Source organism: Yimella radicis (genome assembly GCF_054778255.1).
The window spans coordinates 13467-37110 of the sequence record NZ_BAAGZR010000011.1 but is presented as its reverse complement, the minus strand read 5'-3'; the positions used below and the strand labels follow the sequence as shown (position 1 = coordinate 37110).

Annotated in this window: 22 protein-coding genes; 17 read left to right on the top strand and 5 right to left on the bottom strand. The window is 66.9% G+C overall.

The annotated features are described in order from the left end of the window. Positions 1-25: 25 nt before the first annotated feature. Both ACYU8W_RS11385 and ACYU8W_RS11380 read left to right on the top strand, forming a co-directional pair. Positions 26-1930, top strand: a complete 1905-nt coding sequence (locus ACYU8W_RS11385) for an ABC transporter ATP-binding protein (RefSeq protein WP_499469153.1) — start codon at positions 26-28, stop codon at positions 1928-1930. Continuing rightward, positions 1927-3795, top strand: coding sequence for an ABC transporter ATP-binding protein (locus ACYU8W_RS11380; protein ID WP_499469151.1), 1869 nt, complete (start codon positions 1927-1929; stop codon positions 3793-3795). Before ACYU8W_RS11385 ends, ACYU8W_RS11380 begins: the two co-directional genes overlap by 4 nt. Before the next feature lie 195 nt (positions 3796-3990). Here ACYU8W_RS11380 and ACYU8W_RS11375 read toward each other — a convergent pair whose 3' ends face one another. Then, positions 3991-4995 (bottom strand): NAD-dependent epimerase/dehydratase family protein, encoded by a 1005-nt coding sequence (locus ACYU8W_RS11375; RefSeq protein ID WP_499469150.1) that lies wholly within the window; start codon positions 4993-4995, stop codon positions 3991-3993. 90 nt (positions 4996-5085) lie between these two features. On the opposite strand from ACYU8W_RS11375, the gene pafA reads away from it, so the two are divergent. The 3 genes from pafA to ACYU8W_RS11360 all read left to right on the top strand — a co-directional run bounded on the left by pafA (position 5086) and on the right by ACYU8W_RS11360 (position 8044). Continuing rightward, positions 5086-6450, top strand: coding sequence for a Pup--protein ligase (pafA, locus tag ACYU8W_RS11370; protein ID WP_239701860.1), 1365 nt, complete (start codon positions 5086-5088; stop codon positions 6448-6450). A 77-nt stretch (positions 6451-6527) separates the two neighbouring features. Next, positions 6528-7589 (top strand): FKBP-type peptidyl-prolyl cis-trans isomerase, encoded by a 1062-nt coding sequence (locus ACYU8W_RS11365; RefSeq protein ID WP_499469148.1) that lies wholly within the window; start codon positions 6528-6530, stop codon positions 7587-7589. A gap of 35 nt (positions 7590-7624) precedes the next feature. After that, a complete protein-coding gene (locus tag ACYU8W_RS11360) occupies positions 7625-8044 on the top strand; it encodes an FKBP-type peptidyl-prolyl cis-trans isomerase (protein ID WP_499469147.1) in 420 nt (139 codons plus the stop codon). A 91-nt stretch (positions 8045-8135) separates the two neighbouring features. Here the strand turns inward: ACYU8W_RS11360 and ACYU8W_RS11355 are convergent, their stop codons facing one another. Continuing rightward, positions 8136-9167 (bottom strand): DUF3866 family protein, encoded by a 1032-nt coding sequence (locus ACYU8W_RS11355; RefSeq protein ID WP_499469200.1) that lies wholly within the window; start codon positions 9165-9167, stop codon positions 8136-8138. A 110-nt stretch (positions 9168-9277) separates the two neighbouring features. Between ACYU8W_RS11355 and ACYU8W_RS11350 the strand changes: the two genes are divergently transcribed. The 6 genes from ACYU8W_RS11350 to ACYU8W_RS11325 all read left to right on the top strand — a co-directional run bounded on the left by ACYU8W_RS11350 (position 9278) and on the right by ACYU8W_RS11325 (position 16273). After that, positions 9278-10270: a helix-turn-helix transcriptional regulator gene (locus tag ACYU8W_RS11350; RefSeq protein ID WP_499469145.1), complete on the top strand. Its 993-nt coding sequence runs from the start codon at positions 9278-9280 to the stop codon at positions 10268-10270. Then, positions 10270-11232 carry a helix-turn-helix transcriptional regulator gene (locus ACYU8W_RS11345; protein WP_499469143.1) on the top strand — a complete coding sequence of 321 codons (963 nt, stop codon included), beginning with the start codon at positions 10270-10272 and terminating at the stop codon, positions 11230-11232. Before ACYU8W_RS11350 ends, ACYU8W_RS11345 begins: the two co-directional genes overlap by 1 nt. 94 nt (positions 11233-11326) lie before the next feature. Next, positions 11327-11668 carry a Sec-independent protein translocase subunit TatA gene (gene tatA / locus ACYU8W_RS11340; RefSeq protein WP_499469141.1) on the top strand — a complete coding sequence of 114 codons (342 nt, stop codon included), beginning with the start codon at positions 11327-11329 and terminating at the stop codon, positions 11666-11668. A gap of 35 nt (positions 11669-11703) precedes the next feature. Beyond that, positions 11704-12564 carry a twin-arginine translocase subunit TatC gene (tatC, locus tag ACYU8W_RS11335; RefSeq protein ID WP_499469139.1) on the top strand — a complete coding sequence of 287 codons (861 nt, stop codon included), beginning with the start codon at positions 11704-11706 and terminating at the stop codon, positions 12562-12564. Positions 12565-12590: 26 nt separating this feature from the next. Then, positions 12591-15359: a DEAD/DEAH box helicase gene (locus ACYU8W_RS11330; protein WP_499469137.1), complete on the top strand. Its 2769-nt coding sequence runs from the start codon at positions 12591-12593 to the stop codon at positions 15357-15359. Between the two features lie 74 nt (positions 15360-15433). Continuing rightward, positions 15434-16273, top strand: coding sequence for a PH domain-containing protein (locus ACYU8W_RS11325; protein ID WP_499469135.1), 840 nt, complete (start codon positions 15434-15436; stop codon positions 16271-16273). A 3-nt stretch (positions 16274-16276) separates the two neighbouring features. On the opposite strand, the gene ACYU8W_RS11320 is transcribed toward ACYU8W_RS11325, so the two are convergent. Further along, positions 16277-17215: a 5'-3' exonuclease gene (locus tag ACYU8W_RS11320; protein WP_499469133.1), complete on the bottom strand. Its 939-nt coding sequence runs from the start codon at positions 17213-17215 to the stop codon at positions 16277-16279. A 19-nt stretch (positions 17216-17234) separates the two neighbouring features. Here ACYU8W_RS11320 and ACYU8W_RS11315 point away from each other — a divergent pair, with 19 nt between their 5' ends. The 6 genes from ACYU8W_RS11315 (at position 17235) to ACYU8W_RS11290 (ending at position 21681) form a co-directional block, all read left to right on the top strand. Continuing rightward, on the top strand, positions 17235-17678 hold the full coding sequence (locus ACYU8W_RS11315) for an Lrp/AsnC family transcriptional regulator (RefSeq protein ID WP_499469131.1): 444 nt from the start codon (positions 17235-17237) through the stop codon (positions 17676-17678). Between the two features lie 444 nt (positions 17679-18122). Then, the gene (gene lnt, locus ACYU8W_RS11310) at positions 18123-19790 is read left to right on the top strand and encodes an apolipoprotein N-acyltransferase (RefSeq protein WP_499469129.1); all 1668 of its coding nucleotides are present in this window, start codon (positions 18123-18125) and stop codon (positions 19788-19790) included. Continuing rightward, entirely contained in the window at positions 19783-20544 is a 762-nt protein-coding gene (locus ACYU8W_RS11305; protein ID WP_129626795.1) for a polyprenol monophosphomannose synthase, read from the top strand. The genes lnt and ACYU8W_RS11305 overlap by 8 nt, the downstream gene beginning before the upstream one ends. A 5-nt stretch (positions 20545-20549) precedes the next feature. Further along, positions 20550-21071 (top strand): FxsA family protein, encoded by a 522-nt coding sequence (locus tag ACYU8W_RS11300; protein WP_129626793.1) that lies wholly within the window; start codon positions 20550-20552, stop codon positions 21069-21071. An 88-nt stretch (positions 21072-21159) separates the two neighbouring features. Next, positions 21160-21483, top strand: a complete 324-nt coding sequence (locus ACYU8W_RS11295) for a hypothetical protein (RefSeq protein WP_129626791.1) — start codon at positions 21160-21162, stop codon at positions 21481-21483. Positions 21484-21510: 27 nt separating this feature from the next. Further along, positions 21511-21681 (top strand): hypothetical protein, encoded by a 171-nt coding sequence (locus ACYU8W_RS11290; RefSeq protein ID WP_168990282.1) that lies wholly within the window; start codon positions 21511-21513, stop codon positions 21679-21681. A 55-nt stretch (positions 21682-21736) separates the two neighbouring features. Here ACYU8W_RS11290 and ACYU8W_RS11285 read toward each other — a convergent pair whose 3' ends face one another. After that, positions 21737-22096 (bottom strand): RNA polymerase-binding protein RbpA, encoded by a 360-nt coding sequence (locus ACYU8W_RS11285; protein WP_129626789.1) that lies wholly within the window; start codon positions 22094-22096, stop codon positions 21737-21739. Positions 22097-22240: 144 nt separating this feature from the next. Further along, positions 22241-23626 (bottom strand): MFS transporter, encoded by a 1386-nt coding sequence (locus tag ACYU8W_RS11280; protein WP_499469126.1) that lies wholly within the window; start codon positions 23624-23626, stop codon positions 22241-22243. Positions 23627-23644 lie beyond the last annotated feature (18 nt).

The following is a 23644-nucleotide window of genomic DNA, read 5'->3' as shown; positions in this document are numbered from 1 at the left end:
GACCACAGGTCGTTCGACGGAATCGGTGACGGACGCGGGCGAACTCCTCAGCGAACCCAGCATCTCCCCGCCCGGGCGCTCCGGTCTGCGGGGCAACGCGCTGGTCCGCTTGTTGCCGTACCTGCGCCCGTACCGCACCCGGATGATCGTCATGTTCATCGTCGCGCTGGCCTCCATCGGCAGCACGATCGCGATCCCGCTGATGACGCGGGCGGTGATCGACGGCCCGGTCGCGCACAACGACGAGCGCGGTCTGTGGATCCTCGGCGGCAGCGCTCTCCTTCTCGGTGTCGCCGAAGCGGCACTGTGGATGATCCGCCGGTGGCTGGTGCAGACCGCGAGCACCGGCGTCGAGAACGACATCCGCCAGCAACTGCACGCGCGCCTGCAGGTGCTGCCGATGAGCTTCCACGGCAGCTGGCAGTCGGGCCAATTGCTCTCCCGGGTGATGAACGACCTCGGCATGATGCGTCGCTTCATCGGCTTCGGGTCGGTCCTGTTGATTCTCAACGTGATTCAGGTCGTGGTTGTCACGGCGATCCTGCTCGGGATGTACTGGCCGCTCGGTCTGGTGGTGCTGATCTCGATCGGGCCGGTGGTCGGCGCGAACCTGCACTACGAGCGCCAGTTCAGCAAGGCCTCCCGTGCCGCTCAGGACCAGACCGGCAACGTCGCCACACAGGTCGAGGAGGCGGCGCTCGGCCTTCGCGTGGTCAAGTCGTTCGGACGCGAGCAGTACGTGTTCGACCGATTCGACACCCAGGCGACCGAACTGCGTGAGATCCAGTTGCGCAAGGTCAAGATCATGTCGCGGTTCTGGACGCTGCTCGAAGTCATCCCGACCGCCACGCTGGTGATCGTGCTCGCGATGGGCGCCCATGCCGTCGGCAACGGCGACATCACGCTGGGCACGCTCGTCGCCTTCATCACCTTCATGCTCAACCTGGTCTGGCCGATCGCCGCCCTCGGCTTCCTGCTGTCCATGCTGCAGGAGACCGTGACCGCGGCAGACCGTGTCGCCGAGATCTTCGACACGCCACGCACCGTCGAGAGCGGCACGAGCGACACCCGCATCACCGGCGGCCGGCTCGAACTGCGCGATGCAGGGTTGCGGTTCCCCGACAGTGACGAATGGGTGCTGCGTCATCTGAACCTGGTGGTCGAGCCGGGGGAGACGGTCGCCCTTGTCGGCGCGACCGGCTCGGGCAAGTCGGTGTTCACCGGACTGATCCCGCGCCTGCGCGACGTCACCGAAGGCGCCGTGTTGATCGACGGCGTCGACGTACGCGAGCTTCCGTTGCCGGTGTTGCGCAAGGTCGTTGCGACGGCGTTCGAGGATCCCACGCTGTTCTCGATGTCGGTCCGCGAGAACCTCACGCTCGGCAACCCGGACGCGACGCCACAACAGATCGACGCAGCGATCCAGGTCGCTCAGGCGGAGTTCGTGCGAGACCTTCCGTTCGGCCTCGACACCCGCATCGGCGAGCAGGGAATGAGCCTGTCCGGTGGGCAGCGGCAACGGCTCTCGCTCGCCCGTGCGGTGCTGGCCGATCCGCGCATCCTCGTGCTCGACGACACGCTGTCCGCGCTCGACGTGCACACCGAGGCGTTGGTCGAGGAAGCCTTGCGCCACGTGCTCGCCGACGCGACCGGAATCGTTGTCGCACACCGTGCCTCGACCGTCCTGCTCGCCGACAAGGTGGCGTTGCTCGAGCACGGCACGATCACCCATGTCGGATCTCATACCGAGTTGTTGGCGACCGTCCCGCAGTACCGCTACCTACTGGCGGCGGACGACGAACTCGATCCCGATCTCGAGCACGACGAACCCTGGCAGACCGATGACCGACGTGAGGCGCGCGACGAGGTGGTCCTCGTCGGCCGAAGCCGTGACGTCGAATCCGACGACGATCGCGAGGGACGCCGATGAGCACCGACACCGACCAGAAATCAGCCGGCACCACACTCGAATCGATCGAACAGGAAGCTGCCTCCTGGCGTGGCCGGATGGCAGAACAACGGCAGGACGACGTCGAGAAGAACGCCGAACGCGGTCAGGCGAAGGCGCTGCTGTGGGACCTCCTTCGTCCGTACCGCCGCCTCGTTGCGGTGCTCGGCGTCGCTGTCATCATCGAGAATGCAGCACGCCTCGCCGTGCCGCGTCTGGTGCAGATCGGTGTCGACGAGGGAGTGCCGCCGCTGCAGCGCTCCGGCGACTCCAGCGTGCTCACCCAGGTCGTCATCGCCCTGCTGATCGCACTGGTTCTCCAGGGCTGCTTCCGGATGTTGTTCATCCTGCAGTCCGGGCGCATCGGCCAGAACGTGCTGCTCGAACTACGCCGCCGCGTCTTCAAGCACTTCGGCAAGCTCGACGTGTCCTTCCACGACCGGTACACCTCCGGCCGGGTGGTCAGCCGCTCGACCAGTGATGTCGAAGCCATCCAGGAGATGCTGGAGAACGGCTTCGACGGCCTCATCACCGCAGTCCTCACCCTGGTCGGCACCTCGATCCTGCTGGTCACCCTCGATCTGCGCCTGGGCCTGGTGTGCCTGATCAGTTTCCCGTTCCTGATCGCGCTGTCACTGTGGTTCCGCCGCGAGTCGGCGAAGGCGTACCGACTGGTGCGTGAGATCTCGGCGCTGGTCATCGTGCAGTTCGTGGAGTCGATGACCGGCATCAAGGCCGTGCAGGCCTACCGTCGCGAACCCCGCAACCAGCAGATCTTCGGTGACCTCGCCGACCGCTATCGCGACATCAACATCCGCACCATGCGCCTGATCGCCATCTTCATGCCCGGCGTGAAGCTGATCGGCAACCTCACGACGGGCGTGGTGCTGCTGTACGGCGGCTACCTGGCGATGCACGGCGAGATCACCATCGGCGTGCTGACCGCGTTCCTGCTCTACCTGCGGATGTTCTTCGAGCCGATGCAGGAGATCACGCAGTTCTACAACACCTTCCAGTCCGCGACCTCCGCGCTGGAGAAGCTCGCGGTGGTGCTCGACGAGAAGCCGGCGATCGGCGACCCGGAGCAGCCGAACGAGCTCACCGACGTCCGCGGCGAGGTGGAGTTCGACGACGTTCACTTCTCCTACGTCGTGGGACGACCGGTGCTTCCCGGACTCGACCTGCGCGTCCCGGCCGGACAGACCGTCGCGTTGGTCGGTACGACCGGTGCGGGAAAGACCACGATCGCCAAGCTCATCGCCCGGTTCCACGACCCCGATTCCGGACGCGTCCTGCTCGACGGCCACGACCTGCGCGATCTGTCGCAGACCGACCTGCGCCGTCATGTCGTGATGGTGACCCAGGAGAACTTCATGTTCGAGGGCACCGTGGCCGACAACATCCGCTTCGGACGTCCGGACGCGACCGACGAACAGGTGCGCGAAGCGGCCGCAGCCGTCGGCGCCGACACCTTCGTGGACGCCTTGCCCGATGGCTTCGCCACCGATGTCGCCAAGCGTGGCGGACGACTGTCGGCCGGCCAGCGGCAGCTCATCGCGTTCGCGCGGGCGTTCCTCGCCGACCCCGACGTGCTGATCCTGGACGAGGCCACCTCTTCGCTCGACATCCCCAGCGAACGGCTGGTGCAGCGGGCATTGCAGACGATCCTGGCCGGCCGGACCGCGCTGATCATCGCCCACCGACTCTCCACGGTCGAGGTGGCCGACCGGGTAGTCGTTCTCGAACACGGGCAGGTACTGGAGGACGGTCCGCCACGCGACCTCATCACCCGTGAAGGCGGCCGGTACGCGTCCCTGCACCAGGCCTGGATCAACTCGCTCGCCTGACGCTGCCGCCCGACGACGGCTTCGGCCGGGGGTGCGACCGTTCCGTACTCGCGGCGCGGAATCCAGCACGGAGCGGAGCAAGCGCGTGAGCGTCGGGAAGAACTGCGGCGGGAACGCCGAGACGGGACTGACAGGGACTGATCCGCGTCTGAGTGGATTGCCCGGCAGCGCGCAGTTGCCGGGCCGTTGGCGCGTTCAGCGTTCGCGCAGCCGGGTGGTGATCAGATCGGCTTCGTCGGCGGGGGAGAGACCCGCATTCCTGGGCCGGCCCGGACCCGCTTGTAGTTCCCAGGCGAGGGTGTCGGTGAAGGTGTCGGCCAGCGGCCGCACCTCCAGACCCACCTGCCGGGCCGCGCCGGCGTCGACGCTCATCATGCCGGCGAGTTCGGGCCAGGGCACCCACAGCGGTAACGAGCGCTCACCCATCCACGGGGAAACTGCGTGCGCCTGCAGCCAATCCGGCGGCACCGCAACGAGATCCGCAGTGTGTCCGGCGACCCGACGAGCGGTCGTGAGCACGGCGTGCAGCGGGACGGACGGTCCGGTCGCGTTGAAGACACCGGTCGTGCCGTCCTGCGCACAGCGCACCAGCCACTTCGCCAGGTCGCGGACGTCGATCAGTTGCACCTTCGCGTCCGGTACGTGGGGGACGAGCACCTTGTCGTCCGGGCGGGACGGATGGGCGAAACGCAGCGACCAGTAGCCGGTGCGGTCGGTGGTGTCCTCCGGTCCGGCCAGCAGACCGGCCCGGGCGATGAGGTGCGCTTCCGGGAAGGCCTGTGCGACAAGGCGTTCGCAGGTCACCTTGCCCGCACCGTACTGCTCGGGCGTCCAGTCGTCACCGTCCCACGCCTCGAGCAAGGCGGCACTTTCGTCAGCGCCGATGGCCTCGGGACCGACCTGCTCGTAGACGTTGATGGTGGAGACGAACAGCCATCGATCGGCACGGCCGCTGAGCGCCTCCAACGCTGTGCGGACATGCAGCGGGTCGCGGGCCACATCGACCACCGCGTCGAACTCGCCGATGAGGCCGTCGTACCCGTCCGGTGTGCTCCGCTCGCCCCGGACGAGTTCGGCCCCGTCGACCACCGACCCGCTCGCGCCACGGGCGAGACAGACCGCCTCATGACCGGCGTCGAGTGCAGCCCTCGCGGTTGCTCGTCCGAGGAAGGCCGTACCGCCGAGGATGAGGAGTCGCATGACCCCATGTCATCAGGCTTTCGTCCCACTCACCAGGACGTTTCGCTTTCGGCGCACAGCGCGCGTCCGACACCCGTCTAGGGTCGGAGCATGCAGCGGCGCATCTTTGGCATCGAGACCGAGTACGGCGTGACGTGCACCTCCGGCGGGACGCGCCGGCTGACGCCCGACGAGGTGGCGCGCTACTTGTTCCGTCGTGTGGTCAGCTGGGGACGCTCGAGCAATGTCTTCCTCGGCAATGGCGCCCGTCTCTACCTCGACGTCGGAAGTCACCCCGAGTACGCCACCGCGGAGTGCGACGACATCCGCGAGGCGGTGATCCAGGACAAAGCGGGGGAGCGCATCCTGGTCGATCTCGCGGTCGACGCCCAGGAGCGCATGGCCGAGGACGACATCCGCGGCGACATCTACATCTTCAAGAACAACACCGACTCGGCCGGCAACTCCTACGGATGCCACGAGAACTTCCTGGTCTCGCGGCACGGCGACTTCCAGCGGGTCTCCGAGCATCTGATCCCGTTTCTGATCAGCCGCCAGATCACCTGTGGCGCAGGCAAGATCGTCCAGCTCGGCAATCGGGCGGTGTACGCGGTCAGCCAGCGCGCCGACCACATCTGGGAAGGCGTCAGCAGCGCGACGACCCGTTCGCGCCCGATCATCAACACCCGCGACGAACCGCATGCCGACGCCGAGCACTACCGGCGGCTGCACGTGATCGTCGGCGACAGCAACATGTCGCAGACCACCACACAACTGAAGCTGGGATCGGCCCACCTGGTGCTGCAGATGATCGAGGAAGGCATCCCGATGCGGGACATGAGCCTCGACAACCCGATCCGTGCCATTCGCGAGATGAGCCACGACATCTCCGGCCGCACGCTGGTGCGTCTCGCCAACGGCAAGGAGATCTCGGCGCTCGCCATGCAGACCGAATACTTCGAGCGGGCAACGGCATTCGTCGAACGGCAGGGCATCAGTGACGAGACCACCAAGCAGGTGCTCGACCTGTGGGGCCGGACGCTGACCGCGATCGAGACCGACAACCACTCGCTGGTCGACACCGAGATCGACTGGGTGATCAAGAAGAAGCTGCTCGACCAGGTCGCCACCAAACACGGCTACGACCTCGATCACCCGCGCATGCTGCAGCTCGACCTGACCTACCACGACATCAAACCCGGACGCGGTGTCTTCGACATCCTGCAACGGGCCGGTCGGGCGGCCACGATCTGCACCGACGACGAGATCACCGCGGCGGTGACCACGCCGCCGCAGACGACCCGCGCCAAGTTGCGCGGCGACTTCGTCCGGGCGGCCCAGCAGCATCGCCGCGACTTCACGGTCGACTGGATCCACCTCAAACTCAACGACCAGGCGCAACGAACGGTGCTGGTCAAGGACCCGTTCGCCAACGAGGATCCGCGGGTGACCGCGCTGATCGAGGCGATGGGCTGAGCCGGGCTGACAGCCCCCGCACAGTCCCGCCGGTTATGGTGGACCGTCCGACAGCCGACAACACGAGGTATTTTCGCGTGCGCCGTAACACCCGCCTGCTCACCGTGGGCGTCCTTTCCACCACCTTCGTTCTCGCAGGGTGCGGCGACGACTCGGGCTCTAACAAGAGCAGTTCGCCGACGTCGTCCAGCGCAGCGACCAGCAGCGCCGCCAAGCCGCTGACGGTCTCGCCCGACAAAGTGACGCCGATGACGGCGATCAAGGTCGACGAGAAGAACCCGAAGGCGCCCAAGCTGACGCTCGCCACCAAGCCGTTCCAGGCCAACCAGACGACCGCACGTGTGGTGAAGAAGGGCAGCGGTGCGGCGGTGAAGGCCACCGACATCGCCTACGTGAACTATCTCGCGGTCAACGGCACCAACGGCAAGGAACTGCTCAGCACCTACGGGAAGGACGACGTCGCCGTCGTCCTCAACGACAAATCCCAGTTCCCGGGCTTCGTCAAGGCCTTGACCGGCAAGCCGGTGGGCACCGTGATGGACGTCGCGATCCCGCCGGCCGATGGTTTCGGTGCACAGGGCAGCCAGCAACTCGGGATCACCGCCAACGACACGCTGATCTTCCGGATGACGATCACCGGTGCGTCCGCCGTGCTCGACAAGCCCGCGGGCACGACCGTCGCCCCGAAGAAGGAGCTGCCTGCGGTTGCGGTCAGCGACGGCAACCAGAGCAAGAAGCCGGCGACGATCACCATGCCGAAGTCCGGTGGCAAGGTCGCCACCGCACCGAAGTCGCTCGTCTCACAGGACCTCGTCACCGGCAAGGGCCGCAAGGTCGTCGAAGGTCAGACGGTCAAGGTTCGCTACACCGGAGTCGTCTGGGGCACGGGCAAGGTCTTCGACAGTTCGGCGAAGAACGGCGGCGCGCCTGCCGACTTCCCGCTGCAGACCGCGTCGGCGACCAACCCGCAGGGGATGATCCCCGGGTTCGTCAAGGGCCTGGTCGGCAAACCGGTCGGCAGCCGTGTGCTGCTGGTTCTGCCGCCCGCCGAAGGCTACGGCGCGCAGGGTCAGCCGGCGGCCGGCATCAAGGGCACCGACACACTGGTGTTCGTGGTTGACATCCTCGCCGCACTCTGATCCCACCCATCCCTTTCCACGTCAGGAGAACAGTCATGCCGTTCGACCCGAACACCACCAAGCCCGAGATCGACTTCCCGGGTGACAACCCGCCGGCCGAACTCCTCATCGAGGACATCACCGAAGGTGAGGGCCGTGCCGCCGAAGCCGGCGACATGGTGCAGGCGCACTACGTCGGCGTCGCTTGGTCGACCGGCGAGGAGTTCGACGCATCCTGGAACCGCGGCGCACCGCTGGACTTCCAGGTGGGAGTCGGTCAGGTCATTCAGGGTTGGGACCAGGGCATCGTCGGCATGAAGCCGGGCGGCCGCCGCAAGTTGACCATCCCGCCGGAGCTCGGCTACGGCGCTCGCGGTGCCGGCGGCGCGATCGGACCGAACGAGACCCTGATCTTCGTGGTCGATCTCGTCGCGGCGAGCAAGCCCGGCGCGGGAAGCGCCTTCGGTCTGCGCTGAGATCCGCGGGCACAGTCCCCAAGAATCCGCGTGAGTTTCGGCCCTTCGCCCAGCCCGGCGAAGGGCCGAAACTCACGCGGATTTGTCGTGATCAGGTCAGCAGAGAAGCGGCGTACCGTCCTGCGGCAGCAGCCGCGAGGAAGGACGCCGCGTCGTCGTCCATTCCGCGTCCCATCGTGCGCATCGCGACCGGGCTCGAGTCGAGTGCCTCGCGCAATCCCTGCACCGGGACGTCGATACGGCGTAGCCGTCCGTCGGACTCCCGGACGAGGTCGTCGGCCTGACGCGAGACCTTCGCCCCGAAATCGTCGCCGATCACCGGCACGGGCAGATCCGCCGGCACGAGCGCAACGCGCGTGTATGCCGTGCGGCTGTGGTGGGAGATGCCGTGATGCCTCCCGCGAGCATCGCCCTCGGAGACCCGCAGCGACGCGATCGGACGACCGCCGAGCGTGTACGCGGCGTTCAGTGCCTCACCCGCAGATGTGCCGGAAAAGCCCCAGCGGGTGCCGGTGCCGAGGTTGCCCGGTCCTTGAGCCACGACCACCACGTCGGCGCCGAGCACATGCCGGGCGGCGAGCAGCCCGGTGTACACATTGACTGCCTCGAGGTCGCCGCCGAACGCCTGCCCGACNGCCTGCCCGACGGTCACCACGCCGGAAAGCCAACCGGCGTCGCGCAGGCCGCTGATCGCCCGAGAGAATGCAGCCGGAAGAGCGCCGCCGTCCGTCATCACATATGCAACGTCGAGTTGAGGTCGAGACTCTCGTAGGCCGGCGACAACCGCGGGAACGGCGGAGTGAAGGTCGGCAGTGATGGTCGGTACCCCGCCCAGGTCGTCTGCGTCCCGCAGCAGTTCGTGGTGCGGGCTCTCCTGCTCGTCGACGCCGAGAACCATCGTCTGCAGGGGCGTGTAACGCGCCTTCATGATGTGGCCGTCGCCGGCTGCCGGCACCGGCGGCAGACGGTCGGGGAGTGCGACCACCAGGGCGACGCCGCCCGTCCCGAGTCGGCGGTCGACGGCGTTCGTGTTCAGCAGGACCCGGTCACCCACGGCGGGATCACCGACCAGGTCGATGTATGCGAGCGCAGCGACCTCGACACCGTCGTCCGGCAGCTGCACGGTCAGTTGTTGCGCGCTCGACCAACGGGAGCCCAGCCCGACGACGACACCACTTCGCCACGTGATCACGCTCGTACACTAGTGCGATCCGATCCGATAGCGTCGGACGCATGAGCGCCCCGACTCCTGCCGCCAAGACCGAGCGGTTGCTCAACCTGGTGATCTGCCTGCTGTACACCCGGCAGCCGTTGTCCAAGCAGCGCATCCGCCAGGCGGTGCCCCAGTACGGGTCCGCGAGCAGCGACGAGGCATTCGACCGCATGTTCGAGCGCGACAAGGACGAACTGCGTGACCTCGGCATCCCCCTGCGGATCGAGGTCGTCGACCCACTGTTCGACGACGAGACCGGCTACCGGATCGACCGCCGCGAGTACGCCCTTCCCGACATCCACTTCGAACCCGACGAACTCGCCGTCCTCGGACTGGCCAGCCGCACCTGGCAGCAGGCCAGTCTGGCCGGGCCAGCGGCGAGTGCGCTGCGCAAGCTCGAGGCGGCCGACGTCCAGCGTGACGAGGGCACGCTCGTCGGCCTGGAGCCGCGTGTGCGCACCGCGGAGCCTGCTTTCCCGGCGATGAAGGACGCCGCGCTGGCCCGCCGCCAGATCGACTTCGGCTATCGCAAACCCGACGGCACCGTCGGACGACGCAGGCTGCAACCGTGGACGGTCACCAACTGGCACGGCCGCTGGTATGTCGCCGGCTTCGATCTCGACCGCGAGGCGCCCCGGGTCTTCCGGCTCGGTAGGGTCGACGGTGCGGTGAAGACCGTGGGAAAGCCTGATGCCTACGAGGTGCCCGCCGACCACGACCCGATCGCGATGATCCAGGGCAGCGAGGTCGAGCGGGAGCCGCAGCCGGCGATCCTGCACGTCCGCACCGGCAGCGGCAACGCGTTGCGCCGCCGGGCGCGGACCGCCGGCGAGGTCGACGACACGTGGACCCAGATCGACATCGACTACACCGACACCGAGATCTTCGCCGAACAGATCGTCGGCTACGGCCCTGCCGTCCGGGTCATTCAACCCGCCGATCTGCGAGACGCCGTCATCCGACGACTCCGAGCGATCCTCGAGCCCGACCGAACCACCGAGCAGGAGCGCTGATGGCCGCCGAGAGTGCGACGACCCGCCTGTCCCGACTGCTGACGATGGTGCCGTGGTTGATGCACCGGCAGGGCATCGACATCGAGCAGGCCGCCCGCGAACTGGACGTGACACCCGAGCAGGTCGAAGCCGACCTGAACCTGCTCTTCGTCTGCGGCACGCCTGGTCACATGCCCGACGACCTCATCGAGGCCGAATGGGACAGCGGAAAGGTGTTTGTCGGAAACGCCGACACGATCGCGCGACCGCTGAGGCTCGGGGTCGACGAGGCGCTCGCGCTGATCGTCGGCCTACGCACGCTGGCCGCGGTGCCAGGACTGGGGGCGCGGGACGCGATCGACCGCGCCCTTGCCAAACTGATCGACGCTGCCGGCGACGTGTCGGCCGCGTCCGAGCGGGTGCGGATCACCACCGGCGACAGCTCGCAGACTGCGTGGCTGGCCGACGCCCGGCAAGCGATCGCGGACAAGCGCCGGCTGCGGTTGCGCTACCTGGTCGCTGCCCGCGACGAGAGCACCGAGCGGGACGTCGACCCGATGCGTGTGGTGTTGATGGACGACCACTGGTACCTCGAGGGCTGGTGTCACCGGGCCGAGGATGTGCGAATGTTCCGGCTCGACCGCATCGAGACCCTGGAGGTGCTCGACCAGGACGGCACCCCGCCGGCGCAGGCACAGCCGCGTCAGCTCGGTGATTCGGTTTTCTCGCCTGGTTCGGACGCGGTCCCGGTGACCCTCGAACTGCAACCGCAGGCGTCCTGGGTGGTCGACTACTACCCGGTCGACGCAGTGCACCGCGCGGACGACGGCACCCTCACCACCACGCTGCGCACCACCGACATGCACTGGGTACGCCAACTGGTCTGGCGGCTCGGCGGAGCGGCTCGCGTGGTCGAGCCGGCGCAGCTGCGAGAGTCCGTCGACCGGGGTGCTCGCGAAGCACTTGCCGCGTACGGCGGGTGAGAGGGTGAGCGGCGCCACCGTCGCGTAGAGTTGGCGCCGTCCCGAGATGGGCACGTCCGAAGCGTGCCCACACACTCCCTGGAGGGAAACCGACATGTTCCGAGGCGCGTTCCAGCCCTGGCACCTGCTCATCCTGGTCCTGGTCGTCGTCGTCGTGTTCGGCTGGAAGAGGCTTCCGGACGCCGCCCGCTCGCTGGGTCGCTCGGCCCGCATCCTCAAGAGCGAGGTCGATGAGATGAAGGCCGAGTCGTCGGCCTCGAAGCAGACGGTCAACGGCGAGACCGTCCGCGACGAATCGGTCCAGGACTCCGAGGAGCGGCTGAGGAACCAGACCCAGAACTCCGGTGGATCGCATGCTGCTGGCACTCAGCCGCAGGCCGGTCACCCGGACGGCTTCCCGCAGCGCGACAGCCAGAACGGCACCGCGTCCAACTGACGCGCTGAACCCCCTTCCCGAACTCGACGACCTCGATGGCACTGCTGCGTCGTAAGGACAATCCGGAGGCCCGGATGTCCTTGGGCGAACACTTCCGCGAGTTCCGTCGGCGTGCCCTGGTGGCGGTGCTTGCGCTCGTGGTCGGCGCGGTGGTGGGTTGGATCCTGTTCGACCCGGTCGATGTACGCCTGGGTGGGGTGACCTTGAAGAACGAAGGCATCTTCCAGTGGCTGAAACGGCCGTTGACCCAGGTGGCCGCCGGGCGCCCCGATCCCAGCCTGATCAACCTCAACTTCGGTGGGCAGGGCGTCACCAGCGCGTTCGAGATCAAGCTGAAGATCGCCATGTGGGTGGGGCTGATCCTGTCCAGCCCGGTGTGGCTGTGGCAGATCTGGGCCTTCCTCGCTCCCGGCCTGACCCGCAAGGAGAAGCGGCTGTCGATGGTCTTCCTCGGGTCGGCCGTGCCGCTTTTCGCGGCGGGTTGCTGGGTCGCCACCTGGGTGCTGCCGAACGCGGTGAAGTTCCTGCTCGGCGTGACACCCGGCGACGCCGTCAACTACCAGGACGGCAGTGCGTACATCACGTTCGTCACCCGTTTCATCCTGGTGTTCGGTCTGGCCTTCCTGCTCCCGGTCTTCCTCGTCGCATTGAACGCCGTCGGTGTGCTGCCGGCGAAGGTCATGCTCAAGGGCTGGCGGGTCGCGGTCATGGTGATCTTCGTCTTCGCCGCGATCATGAGTCCCAGTCCGGACGCCTGGTCGATGCTCGCACTCGCCTTCCCGATGGTCGGGCTCTTCTACCTCGCCGTCGGCATCGCCGCCATCCTCGACAAGCGGCGTCAGAAGAAGCGTCCGGAGTGGCTGGACGTGTCGGACGACCACGCCTCCACCATCTGAGCGGAGCGCCGAACTAGTCTGCGGACATGCCCGTTCCGTCCGCGCCGAGCCCTTCCCGCCGCACCTTCGACAGCACACACCTCGAACGGTTCGCCGAGGGTTACGACTTTCCGCTCGACGATTTCCAACGCGCCGGATGTGAAGCGGTGCAGAGCGGACAGGGTGTGTTGGTCGCTGCACCCACCGGCGCCGGCAAGACCATCGTGGGCGAGTTCGCCGCGCATCTGGCCCTGCACACCGGCCTGAAGACCTTCTACACGACCCCGATCAAGGCTCTGTCGAACCAGAAGTACGCCGATCTGGTGGAACGACACGGCAGCGACAAGGTCGGCCTGCTGACCGGTGACTCCTCGATCAACGGCGAAGCGCCGATCGTGGTGATGACCACCGAGGTGCTGCGCAACATGCTGTACGCGGGTTCCGACACCCTGTCCGGCCTCGGCTTCGTGGTGATGGACGAGGTGCACTACCTCGCCGACCGGTTCCGCGGCGCGGTCTGGGAGGAAGTCATCATCCAGCTCCCGCAGCAGGTGCAGGTCGTGTCGCTGTCAGCGACCGTCAGCAACGCCGAGGAGTTCGGTGAATGGCTACGCACCGTCCGTGGCGACACCGAGGTCATCGTCGAGGAGCATCGTCCGGTACCGCTGTGGCAGCACATGATGATCGGCAACCGCATCGTCGACCTCTTCGCCGAGTCGGGTGGTGAGAAGCGCGTCAACCCCGAAGTGCGGCAACGCATCTCCGCACTCCAGCAACGTGACAACCCGCGCGGGGTACGGATGGACGCGGGTGCCCCACGTGGACGGCGCGGGCGTCCGGGCAAGGGACCGTCGGGTCCGGTTCGCGGTGGGCGACCATCGCGTGGACCCAGTCGGGCCGAGGTGATCGAAGCCCTCGACAAGGAGGGTCTGCTCCCGGCGATCACGTTCATCTTCAGCCGGATCGGCTGCGACTCCGCTGTCTCGCAACTCCTGGCGTGGGGCATCAGGCTCATCCCGCCGCAGGAGGGCGAGCGCATCCGACGGATGGTCGAGGAACGAGTCGCCACCCTGCCGGAGGAGGACCTCGCGATCCTCGGTTATTACGACTTCGTCGAGGGGCTCACCCGCGGTTTCGCCGCTCACCACGCGGGCATGTTGCCGACCTTCCGCGAGATCGTCGAGGAACTGTTCGCCGCCGGACGCATCCAGGCGGTCTTCGCCACCGAGACGCTCGCGCTCGGTATCAACATGCCCGCTCGCACGGTCGTGCTGGAGAAGTTGGTGAAGTTCAACGGCGAGGCACACGCACCCGTCACCCCGGCCGAATACACCCAGCTCACCGGTCGCGCCGGACGCCGGGGAATCGACTTCGAAGGCCACGCCGTCGTCCTGCACGGCCGAGACACCGACCCGGAGTCCGTTGCGGGACTTGCCAGTACGCGCACCTACCCGCTCAACTCCAGCTTCGTCCCGACGTCCAACATGGCGGTCAACCTCGTCGACCGGCTCGGTCGCGGCCCCGCCCGGCAGACACTGGAATCGTCGTTCGCGCAGTTCCAGGCCGACCGATCCGTCGTCGGCCATGCGCGCTCGATCAAGAAGAACCAGGAGGGTCTGGAGGGTTACGCAGAAGCGATGCGCTGCCACTTGGGCGACTTCGAGCAGTACGCCGCGCTGCGTCGCGAACTGTCCGATGTGGAGAAGCAGCTGAGCCGCCGCACGTCCGCCGCGAACACGGCAGCAGCAGCCGTCTCCTTGTCCAAACTGTCGGTCGGCGACGTCGTCCGTGTGCCGCTCGGACGACGCGAGAGCCTTGCTCTCGTGCTGTCGATGGACGCGCCTCGACGTGGTCTCGCGCAACCCTTCGTCCTGACCGAGGACGGACGCACCAAGCGCCTGGACGAGTCGGACCTCCGCGGCCCGGTGCCCACGCTCGGTTCGCTGCCGGTGCCGAAGCGTTTCAACCACCGCGACCGTAAGGCACGCTCCGATCTCGCCTCGACGCTGCGGATCAAGATGCGCGACGCCCGTGCGGGTGACGTGGACGCGCCGGACACCGAGGAACTGCGCCGGCTCGACAGCAAGGTGGGGGAGTTGCGCGAACGCATCCGGCAGCACCCCTGCCACGACTGCCCGTACCGCGAGCAACACGCCCGCTGGGCCGAGCGCTGGTGGAAGCTGCGTCGCGAGACCGACGGACTGCAAAAAATGGTCGACGGACGCACTCACAGCGTCGCCCGTACCTTCGAGCGGGTCTGCGACCAGCTCAGCGAACTCGGGTTCCTGTCACCGGACGGTCAGTCGGTCACCTCCGACGGACGAACGCTGCAGCGGATCTACGCCGAGAAGGACCTGCTGGTCGCCGAATGTCTGCGTCAGGACGTGTGGAAGGGGCTCGACCCGGCGTCACTGGCCGCTGCGGTGTCCTCGATCATCCACCAGTCGCGCAGCAAGGACGGTCCGGATCCCGATCCGAAGATGCCGAACCGTGAGGTCGCCGATGCGGTCGAGCGGCAGAATGACGTCTGGGAGGGCCTGCTCGAACTGTCCAAGAGGCACCAGTTGCAGCCTCCGGGCGAGCCGGACGCGTCCATCGTGTGGTCGATCCACCGCTGGGCCGCCGGGCAACGCCTCGAGACCGTCCTGCGCGGATCCGACCTGACCGCAGGCGATTTCGTGCGCCGCTGCAAGCAGTTGATCGACCTGCTCGATCAACTGGCCGACCTGGAGGACTACCCGTCCGTGGCTGCGAACGCCAAGCGTGCCGTCAACCTGTTGTTGCGCGGTGTGGTCGCCGCCGATCGCCTGGACTGACCGCACACCTATCCGTCCGCACCGGCGCCGCGTGTGCGACCGGATCGGGGTCCGGCTCTGGCAGGATGCTCGACATGGCCTTCTCCAACAAGCACCTGACGCAGGGCGAACACGTCGAACTCGAGTTCCGTACGCACGCCAAGAGGATCATCGGCCCGTTGCTGGTCATTCTTTCGATGATCGTGCTGGGGGTGCTGGCCTACATGTTCCTGCCGGATGACGGACGCCCGTGGACTCTCGTCGCCGTGCTCCTACTCTGTGCGATCGTCGCGATCGTCTGGGGGCTCATTCCGATCTGGAAGTGGCGCAACACGGTGTTCGTGCTCACCAACCGCCGTCTGATCACCCGCACCGGAATCATGGCCAAGTCCGGTCGCGACATCCCGCTCTACCGCATCAACGACGTGCAGTACGAGAAGGGCGTCTCGGACCGCATGCTCGGCTGCGGCACGCTGTTGATCTCCGACGCCTCCGACCAGCCGCAGCTGCGTCTGGACGACATTCCCCACGTCGAGTCGGTGCAGGTCAAGATCAACGAACTGCTGTTCGCCCACTTCGGCGACGGCCAGGACCGTCCGGACTCGGTGCCCGCCGCCGGACGTGGCAACGACCGCCGTCAGGACCGCTTGGACGACCCGCGCGATCGGGGTCGTTCGGCCGCGCCGTACGACCGGGAGTACGACGAGCGCGCCCGCTCGGACCGCGACTACGACCGTGGCTACGACGACCGAGGCCGCGACCAGCGGGGCTACGACGAGCGCGGGTACGACCAGCAGGGTCACGAGCGCGACTCCTACCGCGCCTCGGGTGACCGGCCGTATGACAATCAGCCCCCGGTCGACCCCCGCGACGGCGCCGGCCCCGACCAGACACGTCCGCTGCCGCGCCAGGACGACCCGCCCCAGCGCTACTGAGCCTCAGTCGTCGTCCACGCCGAGGGCCTTCGTGACGCGCGCGACCGAACTGCCGATTGCGAACTCCTCGATCAGCGCGTCCAGTCGTTCGGGATCGGCGATCTGCTTCGGCAGCTTCGTGTCGATGTCGGCCGGCAGCACGATGTCTCGCACGACGTTCACCACGCCGGGTGCGACATCGAGGTAGGCCGCCGCTGCCTCGAGCTTGGCTCGACGGGCACCCTTGATCTCAGGGTCACCGCTGTCGATCGCCGCGCGGAGCCCGGCAAGATCGCCGTAGCGTGCGATGAGCTGAGCTGCGGTCTTCTCGCCGACGCCCGGCACTCCGGGCAGACCGTCACTGGTGTCTCCGCGCAGCACCGCCATGTCGGCATAGCCCGCTCCGGTGCCCACGCCGTACGCCTGTTGCAGGAACGACTGATTGATCAGATCCGGTTGCCGCACACCACCTTTGGCGGTGTACAGGACGCGGACGTCCTGGGCGTCGTCGACCAACTGGAACAGGTCGCGGTCGCCGGTGACGACGTCGACAGGCATCCGGCCGAGATGGGTCTGCACCAAGGTCCCGATCACATCGTCGGCCTCGTACCCGTCGATCCCGAGGCGGCACAATCCGATTGCTGCCAGGACGTCGCGGATGACGGGTACCTGCGGCGTCAGATTCTCCGGTGACTCCTCCTGTACATCGCTGCCCTCGGTGAGGCGGTGACTCTTGTAGGACGGGATCGCATCGACCCGGAACGCCGGACGCCAGTCGTTGTCCCAGCAACAAACGAGGTCCGTCGGCTTTTCCCGATCGACCAGGGTGGCGATCATGTCCAGAAATCCGGTCACCGCGTTGATCGGCACACCGGCGGGGGAGCGCCGGTCGGGCACTCCGAAGAACGCGCGGAAGTACAGCGAGGCGGAGTCGAGCAGCAACAGGCGTCGGGTGGGCTCCATGCTGCAATACCGTAGAGGCATGGAAGACCTGGACCGCCGCATCGTCACACTTCTGACGTCCGACGGTCGGCTGAGCTTCACCGATCTGGCCCGCGACACGGGGCTCTCGGTCAGCGCGGTACACCAGCGGGTGCGCCGCCTGCAGGAGCGGGGGGTGATCAAGGGGTTCCGCGCCGTCGTCGACCACGAAGCTGCCGGACTGCCACTCACCGCGCTGATCTCGATCGCGCCGTTCGACGCGTCCGCGCCCGACGACATCCCCGACCGGCTGCGTGGCCTGCATCAGATCGTGGCCTGTTACTCGGTCGCGGGGGAGGAGAACTACGTGCTGAAGGTGCGGGTAGCCAGCCCGCGCGAGCTCGAGGATCTCCTCGCCACGATCCGTTCTGCCGCCGCCGTCACCACACGGACGACAGTTGTGCTGAGCACGGCGTGGGAGGACCGCAGTCCCTTCGGTGACTGAACAACCGGGCGATCGTCGCCGCGCCTCGTCAATTGCGTGCCATCCGTCACCTGCTCGGCGTGTCGTCCCGCGACACGCCGCCGTCCCGAAAATCATTCCGAGAATCTCTTGCCGACACCGGCCCAGAACCGACCCGCTGACCAGCACAAACCAGACGTTTTCGCAGTTCAGAGCCGTGTTTGACAGTGCATGGTCGGCAGGTAGCGTAGCTCTCACGCCAGATGGGCCCCGTCATCCAGTAGATAACTTTCGCACGCGTTGCGATCGGTCCCAACGATGAGTCACCGGGGCCCATCTGCATCACCTCGTGGTTCGGGCTTCAGGAAATCCGCGTGAGTTGGTGCCCTTCGCCGGGCATGGCGAAGGGCACCAACTCACGCGGATTCGATGCGCATCGGATCACGCCCCGCGGGAGTGCTCAACCGCGCAGATTAGGCTTGCTCGGTGACCACGACCTCCGCACCGGTTCGACCGGCACTCGTTCGTACGGCCGGTCGACTCCCGGCGCGGTCGGCGCTCGCTGCGCTCGGTGGGCTCTCGCTCTGGCTCGCCTTCCCCGGTACGGCGTGGTGGCCGATGGCACCGGTCGGCGTGATGCTCATGTCCTTGTCCACCATCGGGACGACGGCGCGACGCGGATTCTTGCTGGGTCTGCTCGGCGGACTCGCCTGTTTCCTGCCGACCCTGCACTGGAGCGGCATCTACGTAGGCGACACGCCGTGGATCGCGCTGTCGGTGACCGAGTCCCTCTACCTCGCGTTCATGGGCATGGCGATCGCCGTGGTCCAGCGCAGGGGTGCGGTTCGGCCGGGCGCCGTTGCGGCCCTGTGGGTGTTGCAGGAGTTGTTCCGCTCGAACGTGCCGTTCGGCGGATTCCCCTGGGCACGGCTGGCCTGGACCACGGCCGACTCACCCTTGGTGCGGTTCGCGTCCATAGCCGGAGCACCAGGTCTGACATTCGTCGTCGCGTTGCTCGGTGCTCTGCTGGCGCTCGTCGTATTCCGAGTAGCCACAGGGCAATTGAGCCTGTTGCGGCTCCTCGTACCCACCGCTGCGACCGCGTTGGTCGGCGCATCGGCGTTTGTTGTCCCGGTGCCGACGGGGGGCAAGCCACTCCAAGTCGTCGGCGTCCAGGGCAACGTGCCGACAACCGGACTCGACTTCAACGCGCAGCGCCGCGCCGTGCTCGACAACCACGTCGCCACCACGAAGCAGGCGGCCCGGATGGTTGCCGACGGCAAGATTGCGTCACCCGAACTCGTCGTGTGGCCGGAGAATTCGTCGGACATCGACCCGACCCGCAACGCCGACGCGGCAACCGGGATCGCACAAGCTGTCGGTGCCGTCGGCGTGCCGGTCATCGTCGGCGCGGTGCTGCAGGAGCCCGCCCCGAAGGTCTCCAACACCTCCATGCTGTACCTGCCCGGTCGAGGTCTGGTCGATCAGTACGTCAAGCAACACCCGGTTCCGTTCGCGGAGTACATGCCGTACCGGAGTTTCTTTCGTCAGTTCTCCGACAAGGTCGACCTGCTGACCACCGAGTTCGCCCACGGCAAGCAGGTCGGGGTGTTCGACATCCCGACCAGGTCCGGCACCGTGAAGGTAGGTCCGGTGATCTGTTTCGAGGTCGCCTACGACGCCGTCACCCGCGCACCGGTGGATCGGGGCGCGCAGTTGCTCATCGTCCAGACCAACAACGCCACCTTCGGCTACACCGCGGAGTCCGAGCAGCAACTCGCCATCTCACAGGTGCGGGCGGTCGAACACGGCCGCTCGGTGGTTCACATCTCGACCGTGGGCGTGAGCGGATTGATCACGCCGGACGGTGTGGTGCACGACCGTTCGGAGTTGTTCACCCGTAAGGTTCTCGCCGGGGAACTGCCGCTGCGGTCTGCCAAGACGATGGCCGACCGTTGGGGTGCAATTCCCGAGTACGTGATCGGCGCGATCGCGGGGTTGCTGGTCCTGATCGCGTGGCGCCGTACCCGGGGCGAGCGAGCGACCGTCCGCCGGACGGGAACATCCGCACCGGGCGGGGGCGTCGATCCGTCCGACAAGGCGGACGAGTCGACGACGACGCCGTCCCAGACAGAAGAGGAAGCACGTGACTGACATCCGCCGCGAGCCGCTGAAGCGCGTGCTCGTCCTGCTGCCGACGTACGACGAGCGGGACAACCTGCCGTTGATCATGGCGCGGATCCGCAAGGCGGTGCCGGACGCCGACGTGCTCGTCCTCGATGACAACTCGCCCGACGGCACCGGCGAGCTCGCCGATGACATGGCGGCCAGCGATGATCACATCACGGTGCTGCACCGCGCGGGCAAGGAAGGTCTCGGCAAGGCCTACCTCGCCGGTTTCGCCTGGGGCCTGGAGCGCGGATACGACGCGCTTGTCGAGATCGACGCCGACGGCTCGCACCCGCCCGAGATGCTGCCTCGAATGCTCGAGGTAGCCGGTGAGGCCGACCTGGTCATCGGTTCGCGGTGGGTCCCGGGCGGATCCATCGTCAATTGGCCGAAGTCCCGCGAGATCATCAGCCGCGGCGGCAATCTGTACATCCGGCTCGCCTTGGGCATGCCGGTCAAGGACGCAACCGCCGGCTACCGCGTCTACCGCGCCTGCGCACTGCGTGCGCTCGGTCTGGGCGACGTCTCCTCACAGGGCTACTGCTTCCAGGTCGACCTGACCTGGCGCGCGGTGCGTGCCGGCCTGGTCGTCGCAGAGGTGCCGATCACATTCGTGGAACGCGAGATAGGGGCGTCCAAGATGACCGAGTCGATCGTGCGCGAAGCGATGCTCAACGTCAGCAAGTGGGGCGCCGCGCACCGACTCGATCAACTCAAACGGCTCGCCGGCAGGAAGTGAACGCCATGGCCCAGCGACGCGGACGCGGCAAGATCGGCTGGATCCTGTTCCTGATGCTGCTGGTGATCCCGGTCATCGAGGTGATCGTGATCATCCAGGTGGGACGCACCATCGGCGGTTGGCAGACATTCGGTCTGCTGGTGCTGTGGTCGCTCATCGGTGCCTGGCTGGTCAAGAGCCAATGGCGTACCGCTTGGCGGGCGCTGCGCACTGCACTGCAGACCGGCCGCATGCCGGCCCGCGAACTCACTGACGCCGCGCTGATCCTCATCGGCGGCACACTTCTGTTGGCGCCCGGGTTCCTGACCGACATCATGGGTCTGTTCCTCATCCTGCCGTTCACCCGGCCTCTCGCCAGGCCACTGCTCCAGGCAGCGGTGGCACGTCGGCTGCTCGACGGAACGATGGTCGGGGCGACGACGGTGTCCACGGGTCCGACCGGGACACCCGGTGCCGGCCCGATGACCGGCCCGCGGCGCCGTCCGGCGCAGGACGATGTCATCGAGGGTGAGATCGTCGACGACTGAGTGGGCAGGTGAGCTGAGCAGCCCCCGACTGCCGTCCTCCCTCGCGTGGGGAGTGGGTTCGGCCGCTCGTGCCCGCCAGGACGTCACTGTGCGCGGAACAGTCGTGATCGCCCCGTCCGAGTCGGTGGCCGCCGATCTGCCGACGGATCTGTCCGGTCAGATCCTGATGCGGGTGGTCAGCGTGACCCAGGACATCACGCCGCTGGCCGTCGCTGCTGCAGTACGCGGGGCCGTCGCCGTCATCGCCACCCGCGTGGACGCGGTCTACCCGCGCCAATCCCTGTGGTCGGAGTCGGCCAGGTGCAGAGCACGCCTTGCCGCACCTTCAGCGCTCTGCGCCGATCGAGCTGCAACTCACCACCACGCTGCACCCGACGCCCGGGGGAGCGTCTGGGCTATCGCGCACGAATGAGCGACGTGACGCCGCGTGGCTCGAGCGATGGGAGTCGATAGCGACAACTCCTCCTGGCGGGGCGTCGAGACGCCGGCGCTGCTCGAGCCGGAGTACCACTCGGCTGACGACACGATTGCGGCCAACATCTCGCTCGAACGATTGACCGTCTCGATGGAGATCCAAGGTTCGGCCGCACTCGCGCTCGCCCGCGCCTGAACACGATTCGGCCCCGGGACTCTGGTGAGTTCCGGGGCCGAATCGTTCGATGGGCTCAGGCCGTGCGCTTACGCCGGGGCTTGACCCCGCGCGACTCCCGCAGCAGGGTGAGGCGCTCTTCGAGCAGTTCCTCGAGTTCGGGGATCGAGCGACGCTCCAGCAACATGTCCCAATGGGTGCGCTGGTGCTTGACCGGCTTGCGTTCCGGTTCGGGGCCGTCGACGAGAACAGCCTCTGCGCCGCAGCGACACTCCCACAACGACGGGATGTCGGCCTCGACCGAGAACGGAAGCTCGCTGACGTGTCCTTCCGGGCACTGGTAACGGGTCAGCTGCCGGTCGCTGAGGGTGACGCCCTCGTCGCTCTCGTGGGAGACCGACGAAAGGTTCGTGCCTCGCAATGATCGCTCTGCCATGGTTTTCCCCTTTGCACCGAATCTGCACGTGTCCGCGACGAATCAACTCAAGATCGTCATGTGTTGGTGATCTGACTGCCGCGGTATCTGTTGGTGCCAACGGGCGCGGGCCGCGGATTGTTCCGAATGCCGCGAAATTTCTCCCTAGATGACCTGGGGCACATGGTTGCCGACGTCGCTGATCCCCTTGCGGACGTCCACCGCCCGCAGCAGCAGACCGCCGACGACGAAGAAGATCACCAACGCGACGATCGACAGACGGTAGCTGTGGAACAACTGGTAGACCAGACCGAATACGAAGGTACCGAACCAACTCGTGCCGCGTTCCATCGCCTGATAGAGGCTGAAGAACTCCGACTCCCGACCCTTGGGGACCAGGTGGCTGAACAGGGACCGGGACAGGGACTGGCTACCACCCATCACGATGCCGATGCCGACGCTGAGAACGAGCCAGAGCCCGAACGCCCTCTCCGGAATGAAGAAAGCCACGCAGACGACGCCGGTCCACAGGAACAGGCTGAGCAGGATCAGTTTCTGCGAACCCTGGGTGCGAGCCATCCGTCCGAAGAGCATCGCGCCGAAGAACGCGACGAACTGCACCAGCAGAATGGTGATGAACAGCTGGTTCTCGTCGAACTTCAGCTCCAACGCTCCGTACAGCGCTGCCGCAGCGATGACGGTCTGAATACCGTCGTTGAAGAACAGGTATGCGACCAGGAACTTCATCGTCTCGGGGTATCCGCGCAACTCCTTGAAGGTTTCCTTCAGTTGCTTGAAGCTGCCGCTGAACATCGGCTGCTTGCCGGATGCATCGGCCGCACTCGGGACATTGCGCAGGGCGATGACCGGGATGATGCCGAAGAGCAGCCACCAGATGCCGCCGGCAGCGAAGATGATGCGGACCGTCATCGACAGTGAGACGCCGAGTTTCTCGTGCATGAGCAGGAAGGCGAGCGCTCCGGCCAGCATGAGGCCGCCGCCGAGGTAACCCATCGCCCACCCGACGGTCGAGACCCGGTCGCGGTCGTCCGGGGGAGTGATGCGGATCATCAGCGCCGAGTAGATGATCAACGCGGCGCCGAGGCTGGTGTTCGCGACGATCACCAGCACGATCGCCAGCTGCCAGTTGTCGCCCTCGAGGAAGAACATCGCCGTGGCGGCGATGCCACCGATCAGCGTGAAGAAGCCCAGCAACCGGGTCGGACGCGGAGAGCGGTCGGCGAGTGCGCCGACGAACAGCAGCACGAAAGCGGAGATGATGGTGGACGCGGTGAGCGTGTAGGGCACCAGCGAGCCCGGCGGGATCGAGAAGCCGAGCACGGACAGGTTCGTGAAGCATTCCTCGTCCGTGGGCCGGGTCGGACACGCCGCCTTGTTGGCCAGACTGGTCACGTACGGGCCGAACAGCACCGTCATCGTTGCCGTCACGAATGCCGAACAAGCCCAGTCGTACCAGTACCAGCTGCGCTGCAGCGTGCGTTGTTCGGGAGTCGATTGCGTCCCGGCAGGCGCCTGCTTGGTCAGATCCACGAGTGAACTGTGACACAT

Bases quoted from the DNA above. Each gene is read 5' to 3' on its own strand.
- ACYU8W_RS11380 (WP_499469151.1), top strand. From the start codon at position 1,927: ATGAGCACCGACACCGACCAGAAATCAGCCGGCACCACACTCGAATCG.
- ACYU8W_RS11375 (WP_499469150.1), bottom strand. From the start codon at position 4,995: ATGCGACTCCTCATCCTCGGCGGTACGGCCTTCCTCGGACGAGCAACC.
- pafA (WP_239701860.1), top strand. From the start codon at position 5,086: ATGCAGCGGCGCATCTTTGGCATCGAGACCGAGTACGGCGTGACGTGC.
- ACYU8W_RS11360 (WP_499469147.1), top strand. From the start codon at position 7,625: ATGCCGTTCGACCCGAACACCACCAAGCCCGAGATCGACTTCCCGGGT.
- ACYU8W_RS11350 (WP_499469145.1), top strand. From the start codon at position 9,278: ATGAGCGCCCCGACTCCTGCCGCCAAGACCGAGCGGTTGCTCAACCTG.
- ACYU8W_RS11345 (WP_499469143.1), top strand. From the start codon at position 10,270: ATGGCCGCCGAGAGTGCGACGACCCGCCTGTCCCGACTGCTGACGATG.
- tatA (WP_499469141.1), top strand. From the start codon at position 11,327: ATGTTCCGAGGCGCGTTCCAGCCCTGGCACCTGCTCATCCTGGTCCTG.
- tatC (WP_499469139.1), top strand. From the start codon at position 11,704: ATGGCACTGCTGCGTCGTAAGGACAATCCGGAGGCCCGGATGTCCTTG.
- ACYU8W_RS11330 (WP_499469137.1), top strand. From the start codon at position 12,591: ATGCCCGTTCCGTCCGCGCCGAGCCCTTCCCGCCGCACCTTCGACAGC.
- ACYU8W_RS11325 (WP_499469135.1), top strand. From the start codon at position 15,434: ATGGCCTTCTCCAACAAGCACCTGACGCAGGGCGAACACGTCGAACTC.
- ACYU8W_RS11320 (WP_499469133.1), bottom strand. From the start codon at position 17,215: ATGGAGCCCACCCGACGCCTGTTGCTGCTCGACTCCGCCTCGCTGTAC.
- ACYU8W_RS11315 (WP_499469131.1), top strand. From the start codon at position 17,235: ATGGAAGACCTGGACCGCCGCATCGTCACACTTCTGACGTCCGACGGT.
- ACYU8W_RS11300 (WP_129626793.1), top strand. From the start codon at position 20,550: ATGGCCCAGCGACGCGGACGCGGCAAGATCGGCTGGATCCTGTTCCTG.
- ACYU8W_RS11290 (WP_168990282.1), top strand. From the start codon at position 21,511: ATGGGAGTCGATAGCGACAACTCCTCCTGGCGGGGCGTCGAGACGCCG.
- ACYU8W_RS11285 (WP_129626789.1), bottom strand. From the start codon at position 22,096: ATGGCAGAGCGATCATTGCGAGGCACGAACCTTTCGTCGGTCTCCCAC.